The 25,023-nt window shown below is 51.4% G+C and carries 27 protein-coding genes; 17 read left to right on the plus strand and 10 right to left on the minus strand.

What is annotated here, in order from left to right:
• Positions 1 to 56 precede the first annotated feature (56 nt).
• Positions 57 to 461 carry an Hpt domain-containing protein gene (locus tag B152_RS0121150; protein ID WP_020594456.1) on the plus strand — a complete coding sequence of 135 codons (405 nt, stop codon included), beginning with the start codon at positions 57 to 59 and terminating at the stop codon, positions 459 to 461.
• An 81-nt stretch (positions 462 to 542) separates the two neighbouring features.
• Here the strand turns inward: B152_RS0121150 and B152_RS0121155 are convergent, their stop codons facing one another.
• The 3 genes from B152_RS0121155 to B152_RS0121165 form a co-directional block, all read right to left on the minus strand.
• Positions 543 to 1,259 (minus strand): Bax inhibitor-1/YccA family protein, encoded by a 717-nt coding sequence (locus B152_RS0121155; protein ID WP_020594457.1) that lies wholly within the window; start codon positions 1,257 to 1,259, stop codon positions 543 to 545.
• Between the two features lie 112 nt (positions 1,260 to 1,371).
• Positions 1,372 to 3,906, minus strand: a complete 2,535-nt coding sequence (locus B152_RS0121160; RefSeq protein ID WP_020594458.1) for an ABC transporter permease — start codon at positions 3,904 to 3,906, stop codon at positions 1,372 to 1,374.
• Positions 3,906 to 4,676 carry an ABC transporter ATP-binding protein gene (locus tag B152_RS0121165; RefSeq protein ID WP_020594459.1) on the minus strand — a complete coding sequence of 257 codons (771 nt, stop codon included), beginning with the start codon at positions 4,674 to 4,676 and terminating at the stop codon, positions 3,906 to 3,908. The genes B152_RS0121160 and B152_RS0121165 overlap by 1 nt, the downstream gene beginning before the upstream one ends.
• 171 nt (positions 4,677 to 4,847) lie before the next feature.
• Between B152_RS0121165 and B152_RS0121170 the strand changes: the two genes are divergently transcribed.
• The 4 genes from B152_RS0121170 (at position 4,848) to thpR (ending at position 8,442) form a co-directional block, all read left to right on the plus strand.
• Positions 4,848 to 5,516 carry an arylesterase gene (locus B152_RS0121170; protein ID WP_020594460.1) on the plus strand — a complete coding sequence of 223 codons (669 nt, stop codon included), beginning with the start codon at positions 4,848 to 4,850 and terminating at the stop codon, positions 5,514 to 5,516.
• Positions 5,516 to 6,688, plus strand: coding sequence for an FIST signal transduction protein (locus tag B152_RS0121175; protein ID WP_020594461.1), 1,173 nt, complete (start codon positions 5,516 to 5,518; stop codon positions 6,686 to 6,688). Before B152_RS0121170 ends, B152_RS0121175 begins: the two co-directional genes overlap by 1 nt.
• Positions 6,689 to 6,716: 28 nt before the next feature.
• Positions 6,717 to 7,757, plus strand: coding sequence for an NADP(H)-dependent aldo-keto reductase (locus B152_RS0121180; protein ID WP_020594462.1), 1,041 nt, complete (start codon positions 6,717 to 6,719; stop codon positions 7,755 to 7,757).
• Positions 7,758 to 7,878: 121 nt separating this feature from the next.
• Complete coding sequence (gene thpR / locus B152_RS24645) at positions 7,879 to 8,442, plus strand: RNA 2',3'-cyclic phosphodiesterase (RefSeq protein ID WP_020594463.1); 564 nt, start codon at positions 7,879 to 7,881, stop codon at positions 8,440 to 8,442.
• On the opposite strand, the gene B152_RS24650 is transcribed toward thpR, so the two are convergent.
• Positions 8,360 to 9,319 carry a DMT family transporter gene (locus B152_RS24650; protein WP_020594464.1) on the minus strand — a complete coding sequence of 320 codons (960 nt, stop codon included), beginning with the start codon at positions 9,317 to 9,319 and terminating at the stop codon, positions 8,360 to 8,362. The two genes, thpR and B152_RS24650, sit on opposite strands and share 83 nt — an antisense overlap.
• Positions 9,312 to 9,794, minus strand: coding sequence for a low molecular weight protein-tyrosine-phosphatase (locus B152_RS0121205; protein ID WP_020594465.1), 483 nt, complete (start codon positions 9,792 to 9,794; stop codon positions 9,312 to 9,314). The genes B152_RS24650 and B152_RS0121205 overlap by 8 nt, the downstream gene beginning before the upstream one ends.
• A gap of 339 nt (positions 9,795 to 10,133) precedes the next feature.
• Here B152_RS0121205 and B152_RS0121215 point away from each other — a divergent pair, with 339 nt between their 5' ends.
• The 8 genes from B152_RS0121215 (at position 10,134) to B152_RS0121250 (ending at position 17,624) form a co-directional block, all read left to right on the plus strand.
• Positions 10,134 to 11,741 carry an ABC transporter substrate-binding protein gene (locus B152_RS0121215; RefSeq protein ID WP_020594467.1) on the plus strand — a complete coding sequence of 536 codons (1,608 nt, stop codon included), beginning with the start codon at positions 10,134 to 10,136 and terminating at the stop codon, positions 11,739 to 11,741.
• Between the two features lie 6 nt (positions 11,742 to 11,747).
• Complete coding sequence (locus tag B152_RS0121220; protein ID WP_020594468.1) at positions 11,748 to 12,815, plus strand: ABC transporter permease; 1,068 nt, start codon at positions 11,748 to 11,750, stop codon at positions 12,813 to 12,815.
• Positions 12,812 to 13,756, plus strand: coding sequence for an ABC transporter permease (locus B152_RS0121225; RefSeq protein ID WP_020594469.1), 945 nt, complete (start codon positions 12,812 to 12,814; stop codon positions 13,754 to 13,756). Before B152_RS0121220 ends, B152_RS0121225 begins: the two co-directional genes overlap by 4 nt.
• The gene (locus tag B152_RS0121230; protein ID WP_020594470.1) at positions 13,753 to 14,613 is read left to right on the plus strand and encodes an ABC transporter ATP-binding protein; all 861 of its coding nucleotides are present in this window, start codon (positions 13,753 to 13,755) and stop codon (positions 14,611 to 14,613) included. Before B152_RS0121225 ends, B152_RS0121230 begins: the two co-directional genes overlap by 4 nt.
• Positions 14,600 to 15,391 (plus strand): ABC transporter ATP-binding protein, encoded by a 792-nt coding sequence (locus B152_RS0121235; protein ID WP_020594471.1) that lies wholly within the window; start codon positions 14,600 to 14,602, stop codon positions 15,389 to 15,391. The genes B152_RS0121230 and B152_RS0121235 overlap by 14 nt, the downstream gene beginning before the upstream one ends.
• 72 nt (positions 15,392 to 15,463) lie before the next feature.
• Entirely contained in the window at positions 15,464 to 16,516 is a 1,053-nt protein-coding gene (locus tag B152_RS0121240; RefSeq protein WP_020594472.1) for a dipeptidase, read from the plus strand.
• Complete coding sequence (locus B152_RS0121245; RefSeq protein ID WP_020594473.1) at positions 16,513 to 16,902, plus strand: VOC family protein; 390 nt, start codon at positions 16,513 to 16,515, stop codon at positions 16,900 to 16,902. Before B152_RS0121240 ends, B152_RS0121245 begins: the two co-directional genes overlap by 4 nt.
• 134 nt (positions 16,903 to 17,036) lie before the next feature.
• Positions 17,037 to 17,624, plus strand: a complete 588-nt coding sequence (locus B152_RS0121250) for a uracil-DNA glycosylase family protein (RefSeq protein ID WP_020594474.1) — start codon at positions 17,037 to 17,039, stop codon at positions 17,622 to 17,624.
• A gap of 17 nt (positions 17,625 to 17,641) precedes the next feature.
• Here B152_RS0121250 and B152_RS0121255 read toward each other — a convergent pair whose 3' ends face one another.
• Positions 17,642 to 18,073, minus strand: coding sequence for a metallopeptidase family protein (locus tag B152_RS0121255; RefSeq protein ID WP_020594475.1), 432 nt, complete (start codon positions 18,071 to 18,073; stop codon positions 17,642 to 17,644).
• A 195-nt stretch (positions 18,074 to 18,268) separates the two neighbouring features.
• Here B152_RS0121255 and B152_RS0121260 point away from each other — a divergent pair, with 195 nt between their 5' ends.
• From B152_RS0121260 to B152_RS0121270, 3 genes are all read left to right on the plus strand, one after another.
• Positions 18,269 to 18,553 (plus strand): 4a-hydroxytetrahydrobiopterin dehydratase, encoded by a 285-nt coding sequence (locus tag B152_RS0121260; protein WP_245549980.1) that lies wholly within the window; start codon positions 18,269 to 18,271, stop codon positions 18,551 to 18,553.
• Positions 18,554 to 18,629: 76 nt separating this feature from the next.
• Complete coding sequence (locus B152_RS0121265; protein WP_020594477.1) at positions 18,630 to 19,022, plus strand: YkvA family protein; 393 nt, start codon at positions 18,630 to 18,632, stop codon at positions 19,020 to 19,022.
• Positions 19,023 to 19,133: 111 nt separating this feature from the next.
• A complete protein-coding gene (locus tag B152_RS0121270) occupies positions 19,134 to 19,877 on the plus strand; it encodes a substrate-binding periplasmic protein (protein WP_020594478.1) in 744 nt (247 codons plus the stop codon).
• 5 nt (positions 19,878 to 19,882) lie between these two features.
• On the opposite strand, the gene B152_RS0121275 is transcribed toward B152_RS0121270, so the two are convergent.
• Positions 19,883 to 20,824 (minus strand): DMT family transporter, encoded by a 942-nt coding sequence (locus tag B152_RS0121275; RefSeq protein ID WP_020594479.1) that lies wholly within the window; start codon positions 20,822 to 20,824, stop codon positions 19,883 to 19,885.
• Between the two features lie 323 nt (positions 20,825 to 21,147).
• Between B152_RS0121275 and B152_RS0121280 the strand changes: the two genes are divergently transcribed.
• Positions 21,148 to 21,459: a hypothetical protein gene (locus tag B152_RS0121280; protein ID WP_020594480.1), complete on the plus strand. Its 312-nt coding sequence runs from the start codon at positions 21,148 to 21,150 to the stop codon at positions 21,457 to 21,459.
• Positions 21,460 to 21,643: 184 nt separating this feature from the next.
• Here the strand turns inward: B152_RS0121280 and B152_RS0121285 are convergent, their stop codons facing one another.
• Genes B152_RS0121285 through B152_RS0121295 form a run of 3 tightly spaced genes read right to left on the minus strand, consistent with a single transcriptional unit; the run spans position 21,644 to position 24,996 of the window.
• Positions 21,644 to 22,921, minus strand: coding sequence for a class I SAM-dependent methyltransferase (locus B152_RS0121285; protein ID WP_020594481.1), 1,278 nt, complete (start codon positions 22,919 to 22,921; stop codon positions 21,644 to 21,646).
• A complete protein-coding gene (locus B152_RS0121290) occupies positions 22,918 to 23,925 on the minus strand; it encodes an NADPH:quinone oxidoreductase family protein (RefSeq protein ID WP_020594482.1) in 1,008 nt (335 codons plus the stop codon). The genes B152_RS0121285 and B152_RS0121290 overlap by 4 nt, the downstream gene beginning before the upstream one ends.
• 18 nt (positions 23,926 to 23,943) lie before the next feature.
• Entirely contained in the window at positions 23,944 to 24,996 is a 1,053-nt protein-coding gene (locus B152_RS0121295) for an asparaginase (protein WP_020594483.1), read from the minus strand.
• Positions 24,997 to 25,023: the final 27 nt, after the last annotated feature.

Here is a 25,023-nt window from a genome sequence, read left to right on the forward strand (position 1 = left end):
GGTTTGTGATTAGCAGTTAGCGTTTACAGAAGATTAGATCGACGGGACAGAGTAAGTTGAGTCAGAAGCCTCTTACAGAAGCAGAACTCAATGCCTTGTACAGAGAAGGTGTTGAGGCCGATCTTGATAGTCTGGGAGCGATACTCTCGCGCATCAAGGAAACAGAGGGTGACAGCGCGGCCGAGGCGTTCGATGAAGCGCGCGGAACACTTCATAATGTAAAGGGGCAGGGAACAAGTTTTGGTTTCCCGCTGATGACCCAGATTGGTGAGAGTTTCCATGCCCTGGTAAAATTTCAGGCGACACAGCCAGGGGTTAATCCTGATGTGGTTCAACTTTATGAAGCGCATCTGACAGCGATGAAAACGATTATAGCGAATGATATCCGGGGGGATGGTCCGGATTTGCTGCAAAAGGTTGCGGCTTCACTTGAGGAAAAAGTGAAACATACGATCTTCTGATACAGCTGAAGACCCCTTCATTGAGAGCATAAAAAAACCCGACTGATAACAGCCGGGTTTTTCTTGTACCCACTCTCTAAATCATTCGCGGTTGCCAAGAAGGCGCAGCAGCATGAGGAAGAGGTTGATGAAATCCAGATAGAGGGTCAGCGCCCCCATAATGGATTTTTTCTGTGCGACTTCCGAGCTGTCACTTTCCAGATACATCAGCTTGATTTTCTGGGTGTCGTAGGCGGTCAGCCCAGCAAAGATCAACACGCCAGCCACAGAAATTACAAACTCAAGGCCAGAAGAAGCCATGAATATGTTAACGATGCTGGCAATAATCAGACCAAACAAGCCAACGATCAGGAAGGCCCCCATCGCGGAAAGATCTTTTTTGGTGGTGTAGCCAATCAGGCTGAGACCAGCAAAGGAAGCGGCGGTGATGAAAAAGACTCTGGCGACTGATTCGCCCGTGTAGGCGATGAAGACAGTTGAGAGTGATATTCCCATCAGAACAGCAAAAACCCAGAACAGCATCTGGGCAGTTGAGGCCTGAAGTGCATGGATACGGGCGCTGAGAAAAAATACCATGCCCAAGGGAGCCAGCATTACCACCCACTGCAGAGGTGTACCGAAGATGGCCATGAGAAGTTCGGGGCTCTGTGATACACCAAAGGCAACAAACCCGGTAATCCCGAGGGCAATGGCCATATAGTTGTAGACACCGAGCATATAGGCGCGCAGGCCTTCATCAATATCCGCTGCTGAAGCCTGGCCATAACCTACACTACGATGTGCGGGACGGTCAATCATGAGAAACCTCGTTTCAAAAACCTGTTAAACTGCCCTTAATATTGGACGTCTTGCGAAAAGAATCAATAACAAAGCAATGATTTTTTTATCAAACGTCTGACTGGGGCATAATTTACTGGTTTCGCAAAAGTGATGCGGGACGCTGGCGCAGGGCGCTCCAGGTGCCAACGTAACCACAGAGCAAGGTTGCGCCGAGGGCAAGCAGAGGTGTCAGGATCATCACTTCACCGAGCAAGGCGAACTCCAGTCGCAGGATATAGACTGTAATCGCCCAGGAGGCGATGGAGCCGATGACAACAGCAACCGACGCCGAGATGATGCCCAGTAGTCCGAATTCGAGGAAAAAAGTCAGGGTAAGTGCCCGCCTGCTCGCCCCCAGAACCTTCAGCACGACAGCATCATAGACCCGGCGCTGGTGACCTGCTGCAACAGCCCCACCAAGAACCAGGGTGCCGGCGAGAAGGGCAACGGTGGCGATGACACTCAATGCCAGAGCAACATGGCCCAGCAGTTCGGTTGCGGCCTGCAAGGCTTCTTTGACCCGGATGGAAGAGACATTGGCAAAGCGGTCCGTGACGGCAATCTCAAGTGCGTCTTCTATCTCGGGCGCAGCCTTCACGGTGGCTATATGAGTTTGGGGCGCGCGGGAGATCAGACCAGGAGAGAAGACCATTACAAAGTTGATTTCTAGGCCGCCCCAGTCAATTTTGCGCAGATTGGCGATTTCCACCTCGACCGGGCGTCCCAGAAGGTTGATGGTCAGGCTGTCCCCGAGAGAAAGGTTGAGGCCTTTGGCAACCTGTTCATCGAGGGATACAAGCGGCTTGCCATTATAGTCTTCTGGCCACCAGTCTCCGGCGACAATCTTTGTGTTTTCGGGCATTTTTGCTGACCAGGTCAGGCCCCGGTCACTGCGGAAAACCCATTTGATTTCGCTCGGTATTTCGAGCTGGTCGGGAGAGACCCCCTTAACGGCTGTAATTCGCCCCCGCATCATCGGGACACGGCGCAGTTCGCTGATACCATCCGTTGCCAGTACCAGCGTTTCGAAGTCCTCGACCTGCTCCGGCTGGATATCAATAAAATAAAATCCGGGAGCTTCTTCGGGCAGGCTCTGGGTGACTGCCCGGCTGACATTCCCCTCGAGCAGGGCAACAATGACCAGCACGGTCAACCCCAGACCCATGGAGAGGATCACACTTGAGGTGGGGGCGCCCGGGCGATGCAGATTGGCAATGGCAGTCCGCAGGGCGGGGTGGCTCGCGCGGGGCAAAACACGGGTCAGTCTGGTGACTGTCCAGCCGACAAAGTGATAGATCGTAAAGGTGGCAATGGCGCCGGTAATGAAAAATCCGGCAATTTTGGGATTGCTGGAAAAGGCGACAGCGGTCAGAGCAAGCAGGATAGAGCTAAGGGTCAAGAGGACAAGCGCCCGGGGAGTAGGACTTCCGGTGATCGGTGAAGTCAGATCCCGGAACAGACGGGCAGGTGACGTTTTCCCAGCGCGGGAAAGGGACCAAAGTGAAAAGGTCAGGGCTGTCAAAAAACCGAAAGTCGCCGCGAGAAAAAGGGGTTTGGGGTAGAGGTCTGCTGCGATTTCCCAGCCAAGAATATCTCCGGCAAAAGAAGCGGCAAAATAAGGGGCAGCAGCCCCGGCAAGCAAACCTGCCAGAGTTCCTGCAAGGGTAAGAAAAAGGATCTGTGCGAGGTAAATCTGGAAAATCAGGCTTGATGATGCGCCGAGGCATTTGAGCGTGGCGATGACAGGGACCTTGCCATCCATAAAGCTTTTTACGGCATTGGCGACCCCAACGCCGCCTACCAGCAGCGTGGCGAGGCCGATAAGGGTCAGGTACATGCCCAGAATATCAATGAATTGACTGATTCTTGGCGCCGCTTTTTCCGAACTTCTGACCCGCCAACCGGCATCGGGGAAGCTGTCATCTAGCTGGTTTTGAAAGAGTTCAAGATCTGTGGCTAATGGCAGGGCCAGACGGTAGTCATAGCGAACCATGCTGCCCGGCTGTATCAGCCCGGTGCTTTCCAGACTGTCACCGGAAACCATGACTGTCGGGCCATAGGTAAAGGCGCGGGTTGAAAGATCTGGTTCCTTGATCAGGGAGCCACGAACTGTATAACGGGTATCGCCTACGACAATGGCATCGCCGACTTTCAAATCCAGCTTTCGCAAAAGATTCGGGGCCACAACAGCACCCCACTGACCGTTTGTCTGTGCCAGGGCATTCTGTAGGGAAGCTGCTGGTTCCAGTATGATGTCCCCGTAAAGCGGATAGACGTTATCAACGGCACGAAGCTCGATAAGGGTGCGCTTGCCAGCGGTTTGGTCCTGCCGTCCCATGGCCCGCATCTCCCGTACCAGAGAGACGGTTCCCCTGTCGGAAAGCCAGTTCATCTGTTCGGGGGTGGCTTGCTGATGTACCAGATTAAGCGCGATATCGCCCCCCAGCAGGTTGCGGCCATCATTGCGCAACCCCTGTTCTATCGAGGCAGAAATAGAGCCGACAGCAGCGATGGCACTGACACCGAGAAAAAGGCAGCCGAGGAAAATTCTGAAACCTTTGATCCCCCCGCGTAACTCACGCAGGGCAAAGGTCAGGGCAAGGGAAAGGGGAAAAGAACGGGACATCAGGAGCGACCTTTTGCGGTTGCTGAAACGGCCCTCGGACTCGCTTTAGATACCGGGGAAGGATTTTCCAGCTTCTGTGCACGGGAGTTTTGCTCGCTCAAGAGGCCATCTTTCAAAACAACAGTTCGATTGCAGCGTTCGGCCAGTTTGGGATCGTGGGTGATCAGGACCAGGGTGGTGCCATGATCTTTTTGCAGGCTGAACAGCAGGTCGATAATAATATCACCGGTGGCACTGTCGAGGTTCCCGGTCGGTTCGTCGGCAAGCAGGAGCTTGGGTTCGGCGGCAAAGGCACGGGCGAGGGCAACACGCTGTTGTTCTCCACCGGAAAGTTGCCCGGGAAAGTGATCAAGACGGTGTCCCAGACCAACGGCTTCAAGCCGGGCACGGGCACGGGCGAGGGCATCGGGTTTACGGGCAAATTCGAGAGATACAGCAACATTTTCCAGGGCGGTCATGGTGGGAATCAAATGGAAGTCCTGGAATACGATACCAATGCCGTCGCGTCGAAAGCGCGCCAGGGCATCCTCATCCATGGCACCAAGATCCCTGCCGTCAATGATCACCTGTCCTGACGTTGCCGCCTCGAGCCCGGCCATCAGCATCATCATTGAGGATTTTCCTGCCCCCGAGGGACCGACAACAGAGACGGTATCCCCAGCGTTAATTTCCAGGTCTATGCCTTTGAGAATATCAACCGATCCGGCTTGCGATTTAAGGGTGAGATGAAGGTCGGAAAGAGAAACAAGCGCGGAAGAAGTATTGGGCATGGAGCAGTATCTTTCCAAAACAGTGCGATAAAACCTTTGATTGGAAGGCTATATGGGGACAGGGAAGGGGAAATTCAATTGCTTCAGACTTGTTCCGGCCTCTGACAAACCCTATTTCTCAGTGTAGAGTTTCGTTTACAGTTCTTTCATTACTGTTGGTTGATCCTATTGATGATGCAAAAATTCTTCCGAATTTTCCCCCTGTTTTTCCTTCTGCCCTCAATTTTTCTGGCATCAATTCTGCTGACGGCAGGACCTCGTCCTGCAGAGGCGGATACACCTTTGAAATTGCTCGCTTACGGTGACAGTCTTACTCATGGGTATGGGCTTGAGGCTGGGGATACCTTTCCTGAACGTCTCCAGGCGGCACTGGATGCAGCCGGGCACAGCATTGAAGTCATTAATGGTGGTAACTCAGGTGATACCTCTGCCTCTGGTCTGGCTCGACTGGACTGGGCTTTGATGGACGAACCTGACCTGGTGATTTTAGAACTCGGCGCCAATGACGGGTTGCGCGGTCTTGAACCGGCCGAAACCAAAAAAAACCTCAGGACTATCCTTACAGGATTGCAACAGTTTGGGGCCCGTGTGCTGTTAACAGGAATGCAGGCACCACGAAATCTTGGTTCTGAATATGTCGAGGAGTTTGATCGTATCTATCCGGATCTGGCCAGGGAAACAGGGGTGGAGCTCTATCCCTTTTTTCTGGAGGGCGTTGCTCTGGAGCGGGATCTCAATCAGAAAGACGGTATTCATCCAAACAGGGCTGGTGTCGACAAGATTGTTGAAGCTATTCTACCTTATATTGAAAGTATGATCGCCGCAGAGAAAGGCAGTTGATGACGGTAACGCCCCCCCGGTTCAAAGCCGGTTTTTCCGAGACAGCCCAATGGTCCAGCGCCTGTAATGAAGTGCTTCTCGGCTTGGGGGATATACCTGCAGAAGCCAATCTGGGGTTCATTTATCTTTCCGATGATCATGCAGACGATTTTGGTAGTATCCTGACCTATCTCCGGGAAAAGACCGGAATTGAACATTGGTGCGGGACAGTTGGAATCGGCGTGGCGTCAATTGCGGGTGACAAGTTCGGGCGCGTTGATTCGCGCGAAATTTATGACCAGTCTGCTCTTGTGGCTCTGATCGGGGCTTTTCCATCGGACAGCTTTCAGGTGTTTGAAGCCGGACAGATCGAGATGGACGAAGGGGTCCGTCTGGTTGTCACAGGTGAAGGAGTTGAAAAATGGCTTACAGAGAATAAGCCTTATCTGGGAGTTGTGCATGCTGACCCCCGGGATTACAGCTTGCCTCTTCAGCTTTCTTCTCTTGCTGCCGGGCTTGAGACCTATCTGGTTGGCGGCTTGACTTCCTCGCGAACCGAAATGTTACAGGTGGCGGATCATGTGGCCGAGAGTGCTGTCTCCGGGGTACTATTCAATGCGAATGCCCCTGCCATAACCGGCCTGACACAAGGCTGCAGCCCGATTGGGGAGCAGCGTGCGGTTACTGCTTCTGAGGGGCGCAAGATAATTTCAATCGATAACAGGCCAGCCCTGGAAGTCCTCAAGGAGGATATTGGCGAGCTGCTTTCCCGTGATCTGAGCCGGATCGGCGGTTATATCTTTGTTGGCTTTCCGATTGAGGGAAATGATGCCGAAGACTACTTGGTACGGAACATACTGAGCATCGACACCGGGGATGGCTCTCTTGAAATTACAGAAGAAACACAGCCAGGCCAGCCGATTTTCTTTTGTCGTCGGGATAGTGAAACGGCGCGTAAAGATCTGAATCGGCTTCTGGATGATATGCGGGCGAGATTGCCAAGCTCGCCCAAGGCAGGATTGTATTTCTCCTGTCTGGGCCGGGGGCAGGCTTTATTTGGACCGAATTCGGAAGAACTCAATGTTATCCGTCAGGAATTTGGGGACATGCCGCTTGTTGGTTTTTATGCCAATGGGGAAATTTCTCACGACCGTCTTTATGGTTATACCGGTGTGCTGACATTGTTTTATTGATTTACGGGATATCCGGGAAAGTTTGATCATGGACTACAAAAAACTGGGTCGGACAGATCTGAAAGTAAGCGCCCTGTGTCTGGGAACCATGACCTGGGGAGAGCAAAACAGCCAAGCTGAAGCCTTTGAGCAGATGGATTATGCTGTGGATCAGGGAATCAATTTCTTTGATACGGCTGAAATTTACGCTGTGCCGCCCAAAGCAGAAACCTATGGTGCCACGGAAAAAATCATTGGTAACTGGTTCGCGGAAAGAAAAAACCGGGACCAGATTGTGCTGGCCTCCAAGGTTGCCGGTCCCAGTCCCGCCCAGACCTACATCCGGGGTGAAATCGCACGTTTTAATCGCAAACATATTACTGCTGCGCTTGAAAATTCCCTGAAGCGCTTGAAAACGGACTATATCGATCTTTACCAACTGCATTGGCCAGACCGGAATGTGAATATCTTTGGCCAGCTCGGTTTTGACCATCGGAATGAGGAAGTGATCACACAGCCGGAAGAAACCCTGGGTATTCTGGACGATCTGGTCAAAGCCGGAAAAATCCGGGAGGTCGGGATTTCGAATGAAACACCCTGGGGGGCGATGGAGTTTTTGAAGCTGGCGGGGGAGGGTAAAGGCCCTCGTATGGTTTCAATCCAGAATCCCTACAGTTTTCTCAATCGCAGTTTCGAAGTGGGTATGGCGGAAATCGCCATTCGCGAGGATCTCGGGCTTTTGGCCTATGCGCCGCTTGCAGCAGGCGTTTTGACCGGAAAATATCTTGGTGGCGCCCGCCCCGAAGGTGCCAGAATTTCCCTCTTTCCGGATAATAAACGCTATATGGGGGAGCGCGCTGAAGCAGCCGTTCAGGAGTATGTTTCTCTGGCTGAAAAATATCATCTTGATCCGGCGCAGATGGCACTTGCCTACGTCCGGACCCGTCCCTTTGTTACGGCACCTATTATCGGAGCCACAAAGATGGCGCAATTAAAGACGAATATTGCATCAGCAGAGATCACACTATCAGAAGAGGTTCTTTCTGAAATAGATACACTTGGACGCAGGCATACGATTCCCTGCCCCTAGCGATGTGCGAGTTTTGCAGAGTGGAAATTATCTTGCCAGTGAGCCCCATATTTGCGGACTATGGTGAGAGGCTCTTGTTCAGGTTTGAGTCTGGGGTGGTTTGTTAACAGGAGGCATCCTTATGCGCCTATTTTCGGCGATTGCGTTACCCGAAGAAGCCCGTTTGAGTTTGATGGGCTTATGTCATGGATTGCCAGGACAGCGCTGGGTCGCCCCCGAAAACTTTCACATAACCCTGAGATTTTTTGGCGAGGTCAACGGAGCAGTTGCCCGGGATCTCGACGACGTTTTCAGCCGGATCCACTTCAGACCTTTTGAGGTACGCCTGAACGGGGTCGGGGCCTTTGGCAAGGAAGGAAAACCACGGATGCTCTGGGCTGGTGTGGAGAAAACGCCAGAGATATCAGATCTTAAACGCAAGATCGAACATGCGGCCCAATCGGTCGGGGTGAATCTGGAGCGTGAAAAATTCACGCCCCATGTCACACTTTGCCGGTTTAAGTCTGCACCCGGCCCGGCCTTTGGAAACTATCTGCAGGCAAACAGCCTCTTTTCCCATCCCCCTTTTGTTGCGGAATGTTTTGGCCTCTATTCAAGCCATCTTACGCCGTCGGGTGCCTGCTATTCTCTGGAAGCCGACTATCCAGAACCGTTTTTCTCATGGACCGAGACTCTCGATATATGAGGTAGAGACCACTGGCGACGATGACTGCAGCACCAATCAGGACGTGGGCTTCAGGGATTTCGTTCCAGAAAAACCAGCCAAATAGCAGGCCCCACAGAAGAATCGTATATTCAAAGGGGGCGATGACCGCAGCAGGGGCAATACGATAGGCCTGACTGGTTAAAAAGTGTGCCGTTGTCGCAACAATCGCCATGACCAGAATCATCAGAAGGTCACTGTTATCAGGCCGGGTCCAGGCAAAAGCATCCCATGGCAGCAACAGGGCGACAAGGGCGAGAATGACCGTGGTCAGGGTGCCCCAAAAGGTGATCCCTGCCGAGGTGCTGTGATGACGAAGCTGTCGGGTGATAATCATCAGGACGGCATAGAAAAAAGCAGCAATCAATGGCAGGAATGCTGCCGGTTGGAAAGCATCGGTGCCGGGCTGGAAAATTACCAGAACCCCGCAGAAACCGGTAAAAACCACGCCCCAGCGATGGGGGCCTACTTTTTCGCCAAGAAAAATCACGGAGAGAATGGTAATGAAGAGGGGACCAACGAAGGTAATGGCAAAGGCTTCAGCTAAAGGCATCAGGGGCAAGGCGGCATAGAAGCTTCCTGCGGTGACGATGATAAGAGCCGATCGGGCCAGCAGTAACCAGGGGCGATCACAGCGCAAGGTTTGCCAACCACCGGATTTGATCACGAGAGCGACCGTCAGGGGCAGGCTGAAAGTGTTGCGGATCAGAATGATGCTGATCAGGCTATAGGAGGCGGTTAGCCACTTGGCAATGCCATCCATAACCGACATGCAGAAAACCATGACGATGGCCAGAATAATGCCAAGAAAAATTCTGTCTCCGCTGGTATTCACCGCGCTTGTTAACTGCTTACTCATGGAACTGCTTCCCGATATGAAGGAGGAGGGCATCGACACCCTGTTCGATAACGTCCAGCATGGCTTCGTAGTCTGAGGCTCCACCGTAATAGGGATCTGCAACGTTCTTGTCCCTAATCTCGCTGTAATCAAGAAAGAGAGCGAGCTTGTGCCGGAGGTTTGCCGGGCAGATCTGTTGCAGAATTGCCAGGTGCCCCTCGTCCATTGCCAGGACGAGATCAAATGCTTCAAAATCCTGAACTGTTACTTTGCGGGCGCGGAGATCTGCATAGTCGTAACCTCGGTTTTTCGCGAGTTTCAGGCCAGTTTCTGTGGGGGGATCACCAAGATGATAATTGTGTGTCCCTGCTGAATCGGTTTTAACTTTCCGGGCCAAGCCTCTTTCCCTCAAGCGATGTCGCAGGATGCCCTCCCCGGCAGGGGAGCGGCAGATATTCCCGGTGCAGACAAAGAGCACGGAGTAGTCTTTCATCATTTGTTCTCTTCATTCTGTAGAGCAGAAAAGGCCTCTGCAGGACATGCTCTGGTATTGAACAGCAGGTTTTGTCGATTCAGGGGGGCAACCAGAAGACGTGCGGCTTGATTGCACAGTGGAACAGAAGGATAAATCTGGCAAGCGCAGAAGGTTATTTGTTTAATCCGGAGGCAATGATTTGCAATGTCCTTTTGATTGCAGGACTTTTGGCTAAAGCCTTGAAAGTTGACAAAAGGTGCTGGAAACGCAACGCTATAGAGGCGACGCTAATACAACCACTGAGAAACAGGGTGAGATTTTCCGATCAAGGCGCCGCGTTCTAAACAGGGAGTCTATAAAGTGAAAATACAAAACTGGTTGAAAGGCCTGGTGCTCGCCACGGCCATTTCCGTCCCCGCTTTGTCTGTGCCGCCGAGCTTTGCAGCAACGCCGGACGATATTCTGGTTGTTGCCAATCGAATTGACGATATTATTTCGCTCGATCCACAGGAAATGTTTGAATTTGCCGGGACGGACTATGCGAATAACGTCTATGATTCACTGGTCAGCTTTGATCCGAAAGATCTGTCCAAAGGCTATGAGCCCAGCCTCGCTGAAAGCTGGACCATCAGTGAAGATGGCAAGACTTTTACTTTCACCATCCGCGAAGGGGTAACGTTCCACTCCGGTAATGAGTTGACCGCGCATGACGCAGAGTTCTCGCTCAGGCGTGCAGTGGGGCTGAACAAGACACCATCCTTTATCCTGACCCAGTTCGGTTTTACCCCGGAAAATATGGACAGCACCATTAAAGCGACGGATGACAGGACGCTGGTGGTTGTAACCGATAAAAAATATGCACCTTCTTTTGTCCTGAACTGTTTTACCAGCGCCATTTCCTACATTGTTGATTCAAAGGAAGTAAAGTCACATGAAAAAGATGGAGACTGGGGCAATGAATGGCTACGGACCAATTCTGCCGGTTCCGGTGCTTATTCACTTGTAAGCTGGAAGCCGAATGAGTCCTATACTTTGAACGCGAATGCCGACTATTGGCGGGCCAAACCTGCGATGAAACGCGTGATCGTACGCCATATTCAGGAATCAGCGACACAGCGGCTGCTGTTGGAAAAAGGCGATGTTGATGTTGCCCGGAATCTGTCACCAGAAGACGTTGCCGGGATTGCCGAGAATTCTGATCTGGCTGTGGATGAAGATCTGCGGGGCCGGATCATGTATATTTCCTTGAACCAGAAAGATCCGATCCTCTCGAAACCACAAGTCATTGAAGCTCTGAAATATCTGGTTGATTATAAAGGCATGGAAGGTGCTTTTTTGAAAGGCCAGTGGAAAGTTCACCAGGCTTTCTTGCCCTTGACCTATATGGGCGAGCTGAAAGATCAGCCTTTCAGCTTTGATGTTGATAAAGCAAAAGGACTCCTGACCGAAGCAGGATATCCGGATGGTTTCGATGTGGAAATCATTGTGCGTGATGCGCAAGAGCGGGTCGAGATTGCGCAGTCACTGCAAAACACCTTTGCCCAGGCAGGGATCAACGTTTCCCTTAGTCAGGGAACTGGGAAGCAGATCCTTGGCAAATACCGGGCCCGGGACTTCCAGATTTATCTTGGTGCCTGGGGGCCGGATTATCCAGATCCTCATACCAATGCCGATACCTTTGCCTCTAACCCTGACAATGCGGATGAAGCGCAGCATCTTGGTAAGCTGGCCTGGCGTAATGCCTGGGCTATTCCTGAGCTGACAGCCATGACCGAAGCGGCGGTTCAGGAAACGGATAACGCCAAGCGGGCCCAGATGTATGTGGATATCCAGAAGGAGCATCAGAAAGTCTCTCCTTTTGTCGAGATGTTCCAGAAGAACGAACAGACAGGCCGTCGGGCAAATGTCAGCGGCTTTGTTACTGGTTCTGCTGTGACAGCTGTCTATTACTGGACAGTGACCAAGTAGAGCAGCATGAGCAACGCCGCTGGTACAGCGACGCAGAAGCGGCGAGGAGCTTCCTCGCCGCTTCTAAAGCGTCTTCGCAGACTGACAACAGTCCTCTTTTCAATTATTGCGACACTTGTCGGGCTCTTGTTTATCACTTTCCTGATTGGTCGGGTGATGCCGATTGATCCAGTTCTCGCGATTGTTGGGGAGCGGGCTTCAAAAGAGGTTTACGACGCGGCTTATCTCTCGCTGGGACTGGACAAACCGCTTGTTGTTCAGTTCGGTGTTTTTCTGCAGCAGGTCTTTACGGGCGACTTCGGGATCTCAAGACTCACGGCTCGCCCGGTTTCTGATGATATTATCCGGGTTTTTCCAGCCACACTCGAGCTGGCCTCCGTTGCAACTGTTTTTGGGGTGCTTTTGGGCGTGCCAATGGGAGTAATCGCGGCAGTACATCAGGGGAAATGGCAGGATCAGCTGATTCGCCTTTTTGGTCTTTTTGGCTATTCCATGCCGATTTTCTGGCTTGGTTTGATGGGGCTGCTGATTTTTTACGGTATTCTGGGCTGGGTTGGCGGACCGGGTCGGCTAGATGTTTTCTATGATGACCTTGTGCCCGTGATTACCGGTATGATTCTGGTCGATAGCCTGATCGCCGGAGAAATTGATATTTTCTGGAATGCGGTATCGCATATCATTCTGCCAGCCTCGCTGCTGGGGTATTATTCCCTGGCCTATATCAGCCGGATGACCCGCTCTTTCATGCTGGAACAGCTCACTCAAGAGTATATCATCACGGCACGGGTCAAAGGCCTGTCCGAACATGCCGTGATCTGGCGGCATGCTTTGGGTAATGTGATGATTCCCCTGATTACTGTAATTGCGCTTTCCTATGCCAATCTGCTGGAAGGATCCGTCCTGACTGAAGTGATTTTTGCCTGGCCGGGGCTGGGGCAGTATCTGACCACAGCGTTACTTTCTGCAGATATGAATGCTGTGATGGGCGGGACTGTTGTCGTGGGGCTGATCTTTATCGGCCTGAATCTTTTCTCTGATTTCCTGTACAAGATTGTGGATCCGAGGGCCCGATGACTGAAAGTACTAATAACAGCCCTTCTGTCACTGATTCCTCCAATCTGAGAGCCTGGTTGACAACCGAAACCCCTCGATCAAGGTTCCAGGCAAAGATGACCCAGCTTTATAGCGGTTGGCAGAGCCTGCGTTCCAATCCCTTGGCTTTGGTTGGTTTTCTGATTCTGGTGATCCTGATACTGGTTGCTGTTTTTGCCCCCTTCCTCGCGACCCATGGCCCGAGTGAACAAAACCTGGCCATGCGACTGGCCCCTCCGGGAAGCGACGGGTATCTGCTGGGCAGTGACGAGTTTGGCCGGGATATCTGGAGCAGGATTATCTTTGGCTCCCGCATCACGCTGATGATCGTTGTCCTGGTTGCCTGTACCGCTCCGGTATTTGGATTGCTGGTCGGGACGGTTGCCGGGTACCTCGGGGGCTGGCCGGATATGGTTTTAATGCGCATTACTGATATCTTTCTGGCTTTTCCCAGACTGGTGCTCGCGCTTGCCTTTGTTGCGGCCCTGGGTGCCGGGATTGAGAATGCCATTCTCGCCATTTCCCTGACAGCCTGGCCCCCTTATGCCCGTATCGCCCGGGCGGAGACTCTGACAATTCGTAATGCAGACTATATCAGTGCGATTCAGTTACAGGGGGCGGGCAGTCTCAGGATTATCACCGGTCATATCTGGCCGATGTGTATGTCCTCGATTATCGTCCGTGTAACACTGGACATGGCTGGAATTATCCTGACAGCTGCCGGTCTTGGTTTTCTGGGACTTGGGGCGCAACCGCCGATGCCGGAATGGGGCGCAATGATTTCTGCAGGACGGAAATTTCTGCTGGATCACTGGTGGGTGGCGACCATGCCGGGCCTGGCAATCTTTATTGTCTCTCTCGGCTTTAATCTTCTGGGTGATGGTCTGCGCGATATTCTTGATCCAAAAGGGGAGCAGTCATGAGCAAGCCTCTTCTGGAAATCGAGGATCTCTGGGTCCGTTTTCAAACAAAAAGGAAAGTGGTTGAAGCTGTCCGGGGTATTTCCTTCTCTGTCGGGCGGGAACGAATTGGTATTGTTGGTGAGTCAGGTTCCGGCAAGTCAATGACCGGCCGAGCAATTCTGCGACTGATCAGAGAACCCGGAAAGGTGAAAGCCGGAAAGATCCTGTTTGATGGTATTGATCTTCAATCCTTGAGTGAAAAGGAAATGCGCGGGATTCGTGGCCACCGTATTTCGCTGGTGATGCAGGACCCCAAATTTTCACTTAATCCGGTGATGAAAGTCGGGCAGCAGATTGCCGAGGCCTACCGTGTACACAATAAATCTTCGAAAGCAGAGGCAAAAAAGCGGGCACTGAAGATGCTTGAGGCGGTTCAGATCCGTAATCCTGAACGGGTTTACGACAGTTACCCCCATGAAGTGTCGGGCGGGATGGGTCAGCGTATCATGATTGCCATGATGCTGATTCCCGAACCGGATCTTCTGATCGCTGACGAGCCGACCTCGGCGCTGGACGTGACCGTCCAGATGCGGGTGTTGCAGATCATGGATAAACTGGTGCGCGACAGGGGCATGGGACTGATTTTCATCAGCCATGATCTCAACCTGGTTTCGTCATTCTGCGATCGGGTGATTATCATGTATGGCGGCAAAATTGTTGAGACCTGCAGGGCAGATGAACTGCAGCAGGCAAAACACCCCTATACCCGCGGCTTGCTTGCGGCTTTGCCTCATATTCACTCACCTTGTGAGCGCCTGTCGGTGCTGGAACGCGATCCCCGGTGGCAGGAGGAGCCAAGTGTTGATGCATTCATCTGAGGTCGCACAACAACTAAAAGCTGATGCGACACTTGAAATCAGCAACCTTGATGTCTTTTTTGGTCAGGGGATGGAGCGGTTGCAGGCGGTAAAGGATGTCAGTTTTTCCGTAGCAAAGGGTGGTTCATTTGGCCTGGTCGGGGAATCAGGATCGGGAAAATCCACTGTTTTGCGCACAATAAGCGGATTGGTTGGGGACTGGAAAGGTACAATCAATATCAATGGAAAATCGATGGATTACCGCCGGGACAGGGCTTTTTACAAAACGATCCAGATGGTGTTCCAGGATCCTTACGCCTCTCTGCACCCCAGACATACAATTGATCGTACCCTGAGTGAACCTCTGATTTTGCATGGGGTGGGGGATCGGGATGATCGGGTTGATCAGGCCCTGCTTGATGTTGGCCTGGGAACCGCTTTCCGTTTTCGTTACCCGCATCAGCTGTCTGGTGGCCAACGACAACGTGTAGCAATTGCCCGTGCTCTTATGCTTGAGCCCGAGATTATGCTTTTGGACGAACCGACTTCGGCGCTGGATGTGTCGGTGCAGGCAGAGATCCTGAATTTGCTGGCAGACCTTCGACAAAATAAAAATCTGACATATCTACTGGTTACACATAATCTCGCGGTTGTTGCACACATGTGTGAGGATATTGCTGTGATGAACCGGGGGGAAATTGTCGAGGTGATGAGCGTCGAGACCATGCGTAAGGCTGAACCGCAGCATCCCTATACCCGGGAATTGCTGTTGGCCAGTGAGGGGTATGTTCCGGAGTAAAACCAGCTGGTTACGACAGGATATATCGAGCATCTAATTTTTTTCGAAAAGCATGAATAACAGGATTTTCCCATGTCTCAGGCCCCGATCCCCGTCTTTGATGGACACAATGATACCTTGTTGCGTTTCGTTCTGAATGCAGGAACAGAAAAAGAGCAATCCTTCTTTCATGAAAGTGGTAAGGGACACATTGACTTGCCCCGATCAAGAAAAGGAGGTTTCTCCGGTGGCCTTTTTGCCATGTTCACGCCGTCCAAATTCAATGCTGCCGGTGTCTCTTTCAATCCGGATGATCCCGAGAACTTTAAACCTGTTGAGCAAAGCTTTGCCTTGAATTTTACCAACAGAATGTTTGCCATGGCCTGTCATCTGGAGCGGGAAAGCAAAGGCGAAGTTGTTATTGCCCGCTCTGCTCGCGAAATACGGTCTGCGCAGGCGGCGGGGCGACTCGCCATGGTCATGCATATTGAAGGCGCAGAAGCGATCGATGCGGATTTCGATGCGCTGGAAGTGCTCTATGCTGCGGGGTTACGCTCGATTGGGCCTGTGTGGAGCCGCAAAAATATCTTTGCTGATGGTGTGCCGATGGCTTTCCCCAGCTCGCCGGATACGGGAAGTGGCTTGACAGATGTTGGACGGGAATTGGTGCGCAACTGTAATGACATGGGCGTTATGATTGATCTGTCTCACATCACGGAAAAAGGCTTCTGGGATGTTGCCAAAATCTCGACCCGGCCGTTGGTTGCGTCTCACTCTAACGTCCACACGCTTTGTCCTTCGGCAAGAAACCTTACGGACAAACAGCTGGATGCTGTGCGTGAGAGCAAGGGGCTGGTCGGGGTGAACTTTCATGCGGCTTTCCTGCGTAACGACGGTGAACCTATTGCTGACACGCCGCTGGAACAAATCGTGCGTCATACGGCTTATCTGATTGATAAATTGGGAGAAGATGGAGTTGCCCTGGGCTCCGATTTTGACGGCTGTCTTGTTCCCGATGAGCTTGGTGATGTTGCCGGCCTTCCCAAGTTGTTTGATAAATTCCGCCAGGCCGGGTTTGGGGAGACTGTGATTCGTAAAATTGCATCGGAAAACTGGCTTGGTCTGCTGGAGAGAACAGGCATATGACTGAAGGTGCCAGCAGAAAGATTGACTGGCTGGGACTGGATCATGTGCAGCTGGCAATCCCGCCAGGGAGTGAAGATCTTTGCCGCAGTTATTATGGCGGGCTTCTTGGTTGGGAGGAGCTGGAGAAACCAGCGGTTTTGGCGCAGCGCGGCGGTTTATGGTTTCAGGCGACGGGTTTTCAGCTTCACCTTGGCGTGGAGCTGGAATTTGCCCCGGCCAAAAAAGCACATACCGGCTTTTTGATTGCGCCGGTGGTTGTTCTGGCCGGATTGCTTGAGACGGCTGGCTATCCCGTGAAATGGGATCGGGATTTGCCGGGTTACAAAAGGTTCTATTCTGTGGATGCAGTGGGCAACAGGCTGGAGTTCATGCAACGTCTTGCCTAACCTCACTGAAAAATCCTGTCCTATCAGGGCTTTTCCTTCACAGATCCTTGATTTGTTCTCTTGCCATTCATTCTTCAGGATATCGGTCAAAATTCTGGTGAATGAGAAAATAGACGGGACGGAAAGAAGGGATAATGACAACTCTCGACGAGCTCCTGAGAGAAATCCGTGCCTGTGAGGTCTGTCGTCCGGAGCTGCCTTTGGGACCACGTCCTGTTATCCGGGCGAGACCTTCTGCCAGAATTCTGATTATAGGGCAGGCACCGGGCACAAAAGTCCATGAAACGGGTATTCCCTGGAATGATCCTTCGGGGGAGCGTCTGAGAGAATGGATGGGACTTGGTGCTGAGACATTTTACGATGAGAATCTTATCGCCATTATGCCGATGGGATTATGTTATCCTGGGCGCCTCGACAAGGGCGGGGATGCGCCGCCGAGACCGGAATGTGCACCTCTTTGGCATGAAAAGGTGAAAACCTTTCTGCCAGAGATCCGCCTGACTTTGCTGGTTGGTCAATATGCCCAGGGGTACTATCTGGGGGCAGGACGACAGAAAACCCTGACAAAAACGGTACTGTCCTGGCGTGATTATCTACCGGACTATCTGGTGACACCCCATCCAAGCTGGCGGTCGGCAATCTGGTTGAAAAAAAATCCATGGTTTGAAGACGAGGTTATACCTTATCTTCAGGAGCAGGTGCGGTCACTGGTTGGTAAATAATCGACGGGGACAGAAAGTCAGGAGAGACTGACGGTTCGGCCTTCCATTCTTTCCATGTCATCTTCGCTGATGCCGAAGTGGTGGCCGATTTCGTGAATCAGCACATGCATGACAATCTGGCCGAGATCTTCGCCATTTTCGCACCAGTAGTCCAGGAGGGGACGACGGAAGAGAAAAACAACATCATCTTCGGCGGACATGTCGGTACGAAAGCCGCTGCCGGTTTCGCGGTCAATGCCCTGGTAAAGCCCGAGCATTTCAAAGGGGGTTTCACAATCCATTGCTTCCATCATGTATTCTGATGGAAATTCATGGACCTCAATGGTGATCTGGCGTGCAACATCACGAAGCTCATCGGGAATGTGCGCATAGGCCTCCCGTGCCAGAGCTTCGATGTCGCTGATCTCTGGGGGAGTGGTAAATCGCCCTATATTGTGAACTTGGCCCATTATCTCATTCCGTACTGCAGAGGGTCGCAATAGGCCCAGATTCGAAAGCTGTGTCAATCCCAAAGACCAGATCCAGCCTTGCAAGAATCACATATCCATCCGATAGATATTCTATGCTATTGTTTGTAAAAGAACAAATCGATCCTGTACTGCCTCTGTGGAGTAAATGTGATTATGACGAATAGAGAGTTACCTGTGAAATTGGACACCCAACAACGCCAGGAACTGCTTCCTTCCCTTGAAGGGTGGCAAGTGGTGAGCGACAGGGATGCCATCCGTAAAGAGTTCCGGTTCAAGTCTTTTAATCAGGCCTGGGGATTTATGAACCGGGTGGCCCTGGTTGCAGAAAAAATGGCCCATCACCCTGAATGGTCCAATGTTTACAACAAGGTGGATATTGTACTGACAACACATGATTGTGACGGTCTGTCTCTGCTGGATGTCGAGCTAGCCCGTAAGATGAATATCTTTGCCAGGTAGATTAGGTCGGTAGATTAGATGCTTCTCATCAACTGCTGCGACTTGTAACTCTGGGCAGGGGACACATATCTGGAACATGCGCCTTTTTCAATTCAGGAAACCTGACCCAGCCCGGGCTGACCAGAAACTGCTTTCTTCCGATGAAAAGCTGGTTAAACGGGGCTTTTTAAAAAAACTGCGACGTGTGGTTGGCAAGATTGCTTTTGCCGAAGATCTTGTTGCTGCCTATTACTGTGCTTTTGATCCGAAAACACCTCTGCGGGTTAAAGCAATTTTGATGGCTGCCCTGGCATATTTTGTTGTTCCGGCGGATCTGGTGCCTGACTTTCTGCTTGGGCTCGGTTTTACAGATGATTTATCAGTATTGATTGCTGCGATCTCTACGGTGCGCGAACATGTCCGGACTGAACATTTTCAAAAGGCACAGGCTTTGCTAGAAAAGGAAAATGATCACTCTTCCGATAACTGAAATTTGAAAGATAATGCAGCGATTTATGCAGTTTTTCCTGAATTTCTCACCGAATTATCCAGGGAAGCGCTATAGTATCTTTGATATACAGAGAAATCTGGAGAGCCGTTAATGTTCAAACGTACATTGCAAAGTCTTACATTCTGCATTGTCTTTCTGGGCTGGCTTGTCAGCACGGCTTTCTGTGCTTCGGCGCTGGAGTTTTATACTGAAGATTTCCCGCCCTATAATTATGTTGAAGATGGAAAGCTGAAAGGTATCGGCCCAAAGATCGTTCGGGAATTGATGGCCGAGGTTGGTGAAAGTCCAGACATTATAGTTCTGCCTTGGGTACGTGCCTATAAATATGCTCAGGAGCGAAGCAATAGCGCTATTTTCTCGATTGTGAGAACGCCAAATCGAGAATCAGAATTTCAGTGGGTTGGCCCACTTTATACCGTGCGGGTCGGGCTTTATGCCGCGGGTGAAAATCGACAGCTCTATTCCCACGACAATGATGCCAATCTTGCTCAGGCGATGAAAACCGGGAATATTGCTGTACAGCTGGGCGGGGCTGGGGAAGAGTTGTTAACGTCTCGCGGTTTTAAAAATCTGAATCCGGTTCTCAATGTCGAAAAATCATTGTTTCTTCTGCTGAAGGGGCGTTATGACCTCCTGGAAACCAGTGATGTGTTTATGGCCTATGCAATTGAAAAAGAAGGCCTGGCTGTAGAAGCAGCATCGGAAGCGGTCTTGATCGGCCAGTATGATATGTATCTTGCTTTTTCCAACAATACACCTGCTGCTGTGGTGCAAAAATGGCAGGATGCTCTGGATCGGCTTCGTAAAAGAACAGCGTCTCCTGATTTAAGCTAGTAACTTCAGGCTGTGCCTCTTGGGGCATGGCTGGCAGGGCGAAGTGTATCTCTGGTTGACAGTTCTGCCTTAGCTCTCCGGCGGATACGGGCCTCGCGGTGTGCAATGTAGATTGCAGAAGCGGCAATGATACCACCTCCCACCCAGGTCCAGATATCAGGAATCTCTCCGACAGCAAAAAAAGCAATCAAGGCCATAAAGGGCAGGCGGGTATAGTCAAAGGGCATTACCGAAGAGGCATCAGCAATAGCGAGCGCCTTGGTAACCAACAGGTTTGCTATGGCTCCTAAAAGTCCGACACCTGCCACGGCCAGCCAAATTTTCTGACTGGGCCATTCCCAAACAAACATCGCCGGGACCAGGGAAAAGAGTGTCATGAATATTGTGGTGTAAAAAACGGTAACACTGGGTTTTTCTGTCTGGGTCAGCGTTTTTATCAACAAAACCGATATGGCCATCAGTGCTGCAGCCAGAACAGGTAACAACATCAGGACGCTCACTTCCTGGGTACCCGGCCGGAGGATTACCAGCACGCCAACAAAACCAAAAGCCGTCGCTATCCAGCGGCGCAATTTAACGGTTTCTTTCAGAAAGATCACTGCGCCCAATGTTGCAAAGAGGGGGACTGTGAAATTCAAGGCGACAGCTTGGGCCATTGGCAGAAGACTAATGGAAAGAAACCAAACGGCCATGGCAGCAAGGCCGTTCAGTGAACGGATGAAATGTAACTTGATCCGTTTGGTCCTGAGCTCACCGATCCCTACCCGCAAGAGCCAGGGCAGCATAAAGATAAAGGCGAAAAAATTCCTGAAGAAGGTAACTTCCATTACAGGCAACTCTTCGCTCGCCATACGCACAAGCAAGTTCATTACCGAAAAGCCGAAAGAGGCAATAACGACAAAAAGTGCCCCCTGAAGAGGTGCAGAAAGTAATTTTGTGCTGAACATTGGCTAAGGAAACCGTATGGCGGGGATTAGAGTACACCCAAGAGTAGTTCAGGCGGCGGGGCTTGTCATGTCCTAAGCTGTCCTTGCGTACAGCGACTCGAGCTTGCTGTGATTCGATTATGGCGTGACCTGGTCGAAACCAGTCGGGTCCAAATGTATAAAACACGCCATCAAGTTCAGGGCGTGCGACATTGGGAGAAAAAGCTGTAACCCTTGTACTGCCTGCCATTTTTCTGCCTTAAAATCTGAAGCAGACGTGAACTTTTTTATTTGCGACAGAAATAGATCGCCAAGCCCGAATTTCAGGCTTCGCTATGTCGTAAATGCATGACGGAGATGAAAATCTGGCATTTGTGGTTCTGTATGACTGCACGTATCTGGAGATTGTACACAACAACCTGGCTGACGGGATCTACTGGACCGAGCCTGTAAGAGGAAAAACGACTATGGCACATGTGTCTTTGTTTGTTGACCGGTCTTCTCCTTTCTACATGGAAAAGGCTCTTTATCTTGTCGCCACCACAGCAGCTGAAATTTTGGCTGGTTTTAAAGCCAAGCGTCAGCAGCGCGCTGTTGCAAAAATACTGGCAAGTCTTGATGCACGCACATTGCGGGACATCATGCCTGAGCGCTAAGCGCGAAGAACAGCTTCAAGAAAAGAAGAAGGCGGCCCACGGGTCGCCTTTTTTATTGGGTTACCAATCGGATATGATTGCTAAAGCACTTTTTGTTTAATCAAAAACAGCAAAAGTGCTTTAGCTATTTGGTTTGTCGCGTTTTCTTCTTTTTTTGATCGATGCCGATCAAAAGGAAAAAGCTTTAGGGAGCTGTCCGTCTCAGGAAAAGATGATTGAGACTATTGAAAGCCTGATAGAATTCTCTGAACTGAGTCAAAAAACCATCCCACTCAAGCCGACTGTCGAGAGTTTTCAGCTCTTCAAAAATTACACTCAAATCTTTAGTGCCATCGCAGCGTTCGGCGAGAGCCGCAGCAAGTCTCGGGAGCTGCAAGGTAACTGGAACACCTTCCAGGCTTGTTTTGAGCTGAGGGGACTTTTTCAGGCTGGTGGCGAGTTGCGCAGGATTCATTTCTCGCAGTACAGGAATGAGAGATTCTGCTGAAGCCCTTGTCCCTTCCAGCTTTGCCACGGTGTTTTTTTGCCGGGTTACATAAAAAACGTGCATCTTGATATTGCTGGCGATTTTTTCAGCCATGGCAGCCCGGGTCATACCGTCAAGACTTTCTGTCGCGCGGAGTAGAACCGGATCTTTGATGTAGGTTTCAAGCTGGTAGCGAATGGGCTCGATAAATCCGGCAATAGTCAGATCGCTCGAGGCAATCAGTTCGGTCAACTGTGGCACAGTATAAGCCCGGTCACAGCTGTGAAGCAGCAGGTCAACCAACTCGGCATCACTCGCCTTGTGATCGATAAGAAAAGGATTGCGGCGAAAGTTGTTACTGGCAGGGAGCTTTTCAAGAAGGCGCCTGGTCAATTTTACTTTGTCAGAAAGTTTTTCTGTCTTGTGTGTCAGATCGCGCAGCAGGCTTTGCAGGGGATAAACCCCTTCCCGACCATATTCACCGTAAACCATTAGGCCCATACCGCCATCCTGCTTCAGAACAGAGCAGAGAGATTTCAGGCCGGTTTCAGGCTTGTCCAGATGATGAAGGACGCCGCAGCAGTCAATGTAATCAAAGGCGTCCAGTTCCAGATGCGGTAAATCGAGCAGGGAGCCGTTCAGAAACAGAATGTTCTGTAGCCCACGGGTTTTTGCACGTTGCTCGGCAATTCTGCGGGAGGCGGAAGACAGGTCCAGATAGGTCACCTGATTTTCGAAGCCCTTGCCATCCGGGCTGGCGTCAGCGAGCTGTTGGGCCAGCATAATGGCTGCATCCCCTGTACCACCCCCCGCAACCAAAGCCCGAAAAGGTTGTGAAAAATCGCGCCGCCCGGAGAAGAGATAGTGGTTCAGTTCAACCAGATTACTGGGAGAACCGGTGATCAACCGCTTTCTTTCATCGGCCGGATTGCGGGCAGGGTAGGGATAGGTTTCGTATTGATCCTGTACGGCAGGCTGGAACGAACTCTTGCTCAAGACTTTGGCTTTCCCTGTATTTTATTTTGTAGGGTGAGGACAATTTTTCCTGTGACACGTCGTTCCTGAAGCATCTGGAAACCTTCAATCGCCTGCTCCAAAGGAAAACGTGCAGAAATATGTGGTATCAGCTTGCCTTCTCTATGCCAGTCAAACAGTTGGGCAAAGGCAATAGCGACCTTATCAGGCGCATGCCGGAGAAAAGACCCCCAGTAAAACCCCAGGCAGGAAACATTCTTGACCAGCAGGTGATTGGCCGGGATCCTCTGAACTCGCCCGCCCGCGAAGCCGACAATAATGATCCGTCCGTTCCAGGCGACTGATCGCAAGCTGGCGTCAAAGGTATCGCCACCAACCGGATCGAAAATGACATCCGCCCCTTTCCCGTCTGTCAGCTGTTTGATTTTCTCTTTGATGTTCTCGTGTTTGTAATCAATTACCGCATCTGCGCCGGTGGCAAGGGCGAGGGCAAGTTTCTCTTCACCGCTTGCCGTTGCAATTACTCTTGCGCCAATCGCTTTACCGATTTCTACAGCTGCCAGTCCAACGCCCCCGGTTGCGCCGTGCACGACCAAGGTTTCACCAGCCTGAAGCCGGCCCATCAATAACAAGGCTCCATAAGCTGAACCATAGGCAATCGGGAAGGCCGCAGCCGTTTCGAAGTCCATGCTGTCCGGTAATGGGAATACATGTGTTTTATTGGCTACGACAAAATCGGCGAAGGCCCCGTGAATGGTCTGCGACAGTATCCTGTCCCCAGGTTTAAAGCCTGTAACATTTTTGCCGATAGCATCCACAACCCCAGCCGCTTCAAAGCCCGGGCTGAAAGGCAAAGATGGTTTCTCCTGATAGCGGTTTTGGATGATCAGATTATCAGAAAAATTCATCCCTGCTGCGTGAACGGCAACCCTGATTTCATCATCTCCGGGGCGGGGAAGCTGGCGGTTTTCGGACAGTACCAGACATTCAGGCCCTCCGTATTCTTGGCAAAGTAATGCGCGCATTGAAGCCTCTGTTCCCGTTCAAAAAGGAGCGTTTTGCGCAGCTCTAATCTGGCCGACCTGCAGGCCCGCCCGGTTGAAAATCGGCGGTTCGAGAACGGACTGCAAACTTTCGGCTGTAAGTGGGTCAATAACCTTTAATTTCTTGAGAATCATACCGATGAGCGTTTCTGCCGAGCGGGTAACTCCGTCATCGGCCTTAAGGGCGATACCGAGACCGAGTTCAGGTATGATTCCTGTATAGACGCCTTCAGCACCTGTTTTGATCAGGGCACGGCCTTTGGTCGCTTCAATTATTTTTGTACAAAAACGGTCTGAGCCAGCAATCATGAAAGGTTCTGCTGCGATGGCTTTGGTAATGCGTGCGCAGGCTTCCTGTCTGTTTTCGGGCTGGTCTGAAGGGTCAGCAAAGCGCGCCATGGCCAGGGCGATGTTGGCAAGAGGCACGCCGATAACCGGGATGCCGCAGCCGTCGTGGCCTCGGGGAGCATTTCCCAAGTCCAGACCACACATGCTTTCCATAGCACCGAGGATGCGTTGTTGCAGAGGATGTTCGTATTTGACATAGCCCTTGCTATCGACGCCCATCTGCTTGCAAACGGTAAGGAAGCCAGCATGCTTTCCGGAGCAGTTGTTGTGAAGCGTGCTTTCAGTACCACCGGATCTGAGGAGCTCGATCATACTTGCTGTGTGATAGGGAAGATGTGATCCGCATTCCAGATCATCAGCGCTGCAACCAATTTTTTTCAACCATGTTGCAACGGTGTCCACATGCCGGGGTTGTCCGTCATGACTGGCGCAGGCAATGGAAATTTCGGCATCGGTCAGGTTGAAGGCATCCGCAGCCCCGGTTTCGATCAGCGGCAAGGCCTGAAGGCATTTGATCGCCGAGCGCCCATAGGTGATTTTCTCATAATCGCCGCCGGAGAGCACAACCTTGCCATCGCTATCGACCACAGCGTAAGCCGCGCGATGAATACTCTCGACCATATTTCCCCGTGTCACTTCGACCATGACAGGGTTGCTCTGTTCCCCATTGGAGGTAATTTTGTTATTTTTAATTTGATCAGGCACGTGAAAACTCTTTTTGTTAAGACAGTT

This window comes from Kiloniella laminariae DSM 19542 (genome assembly GCF_000374005.1).
Taxonomy (GTDB): Bacteria; Pseudomonadota; Alphaproteobacteria; order Kiloniellales; family Kiloniellaceae; genus Kiloniella; species Kiloniella laminariae.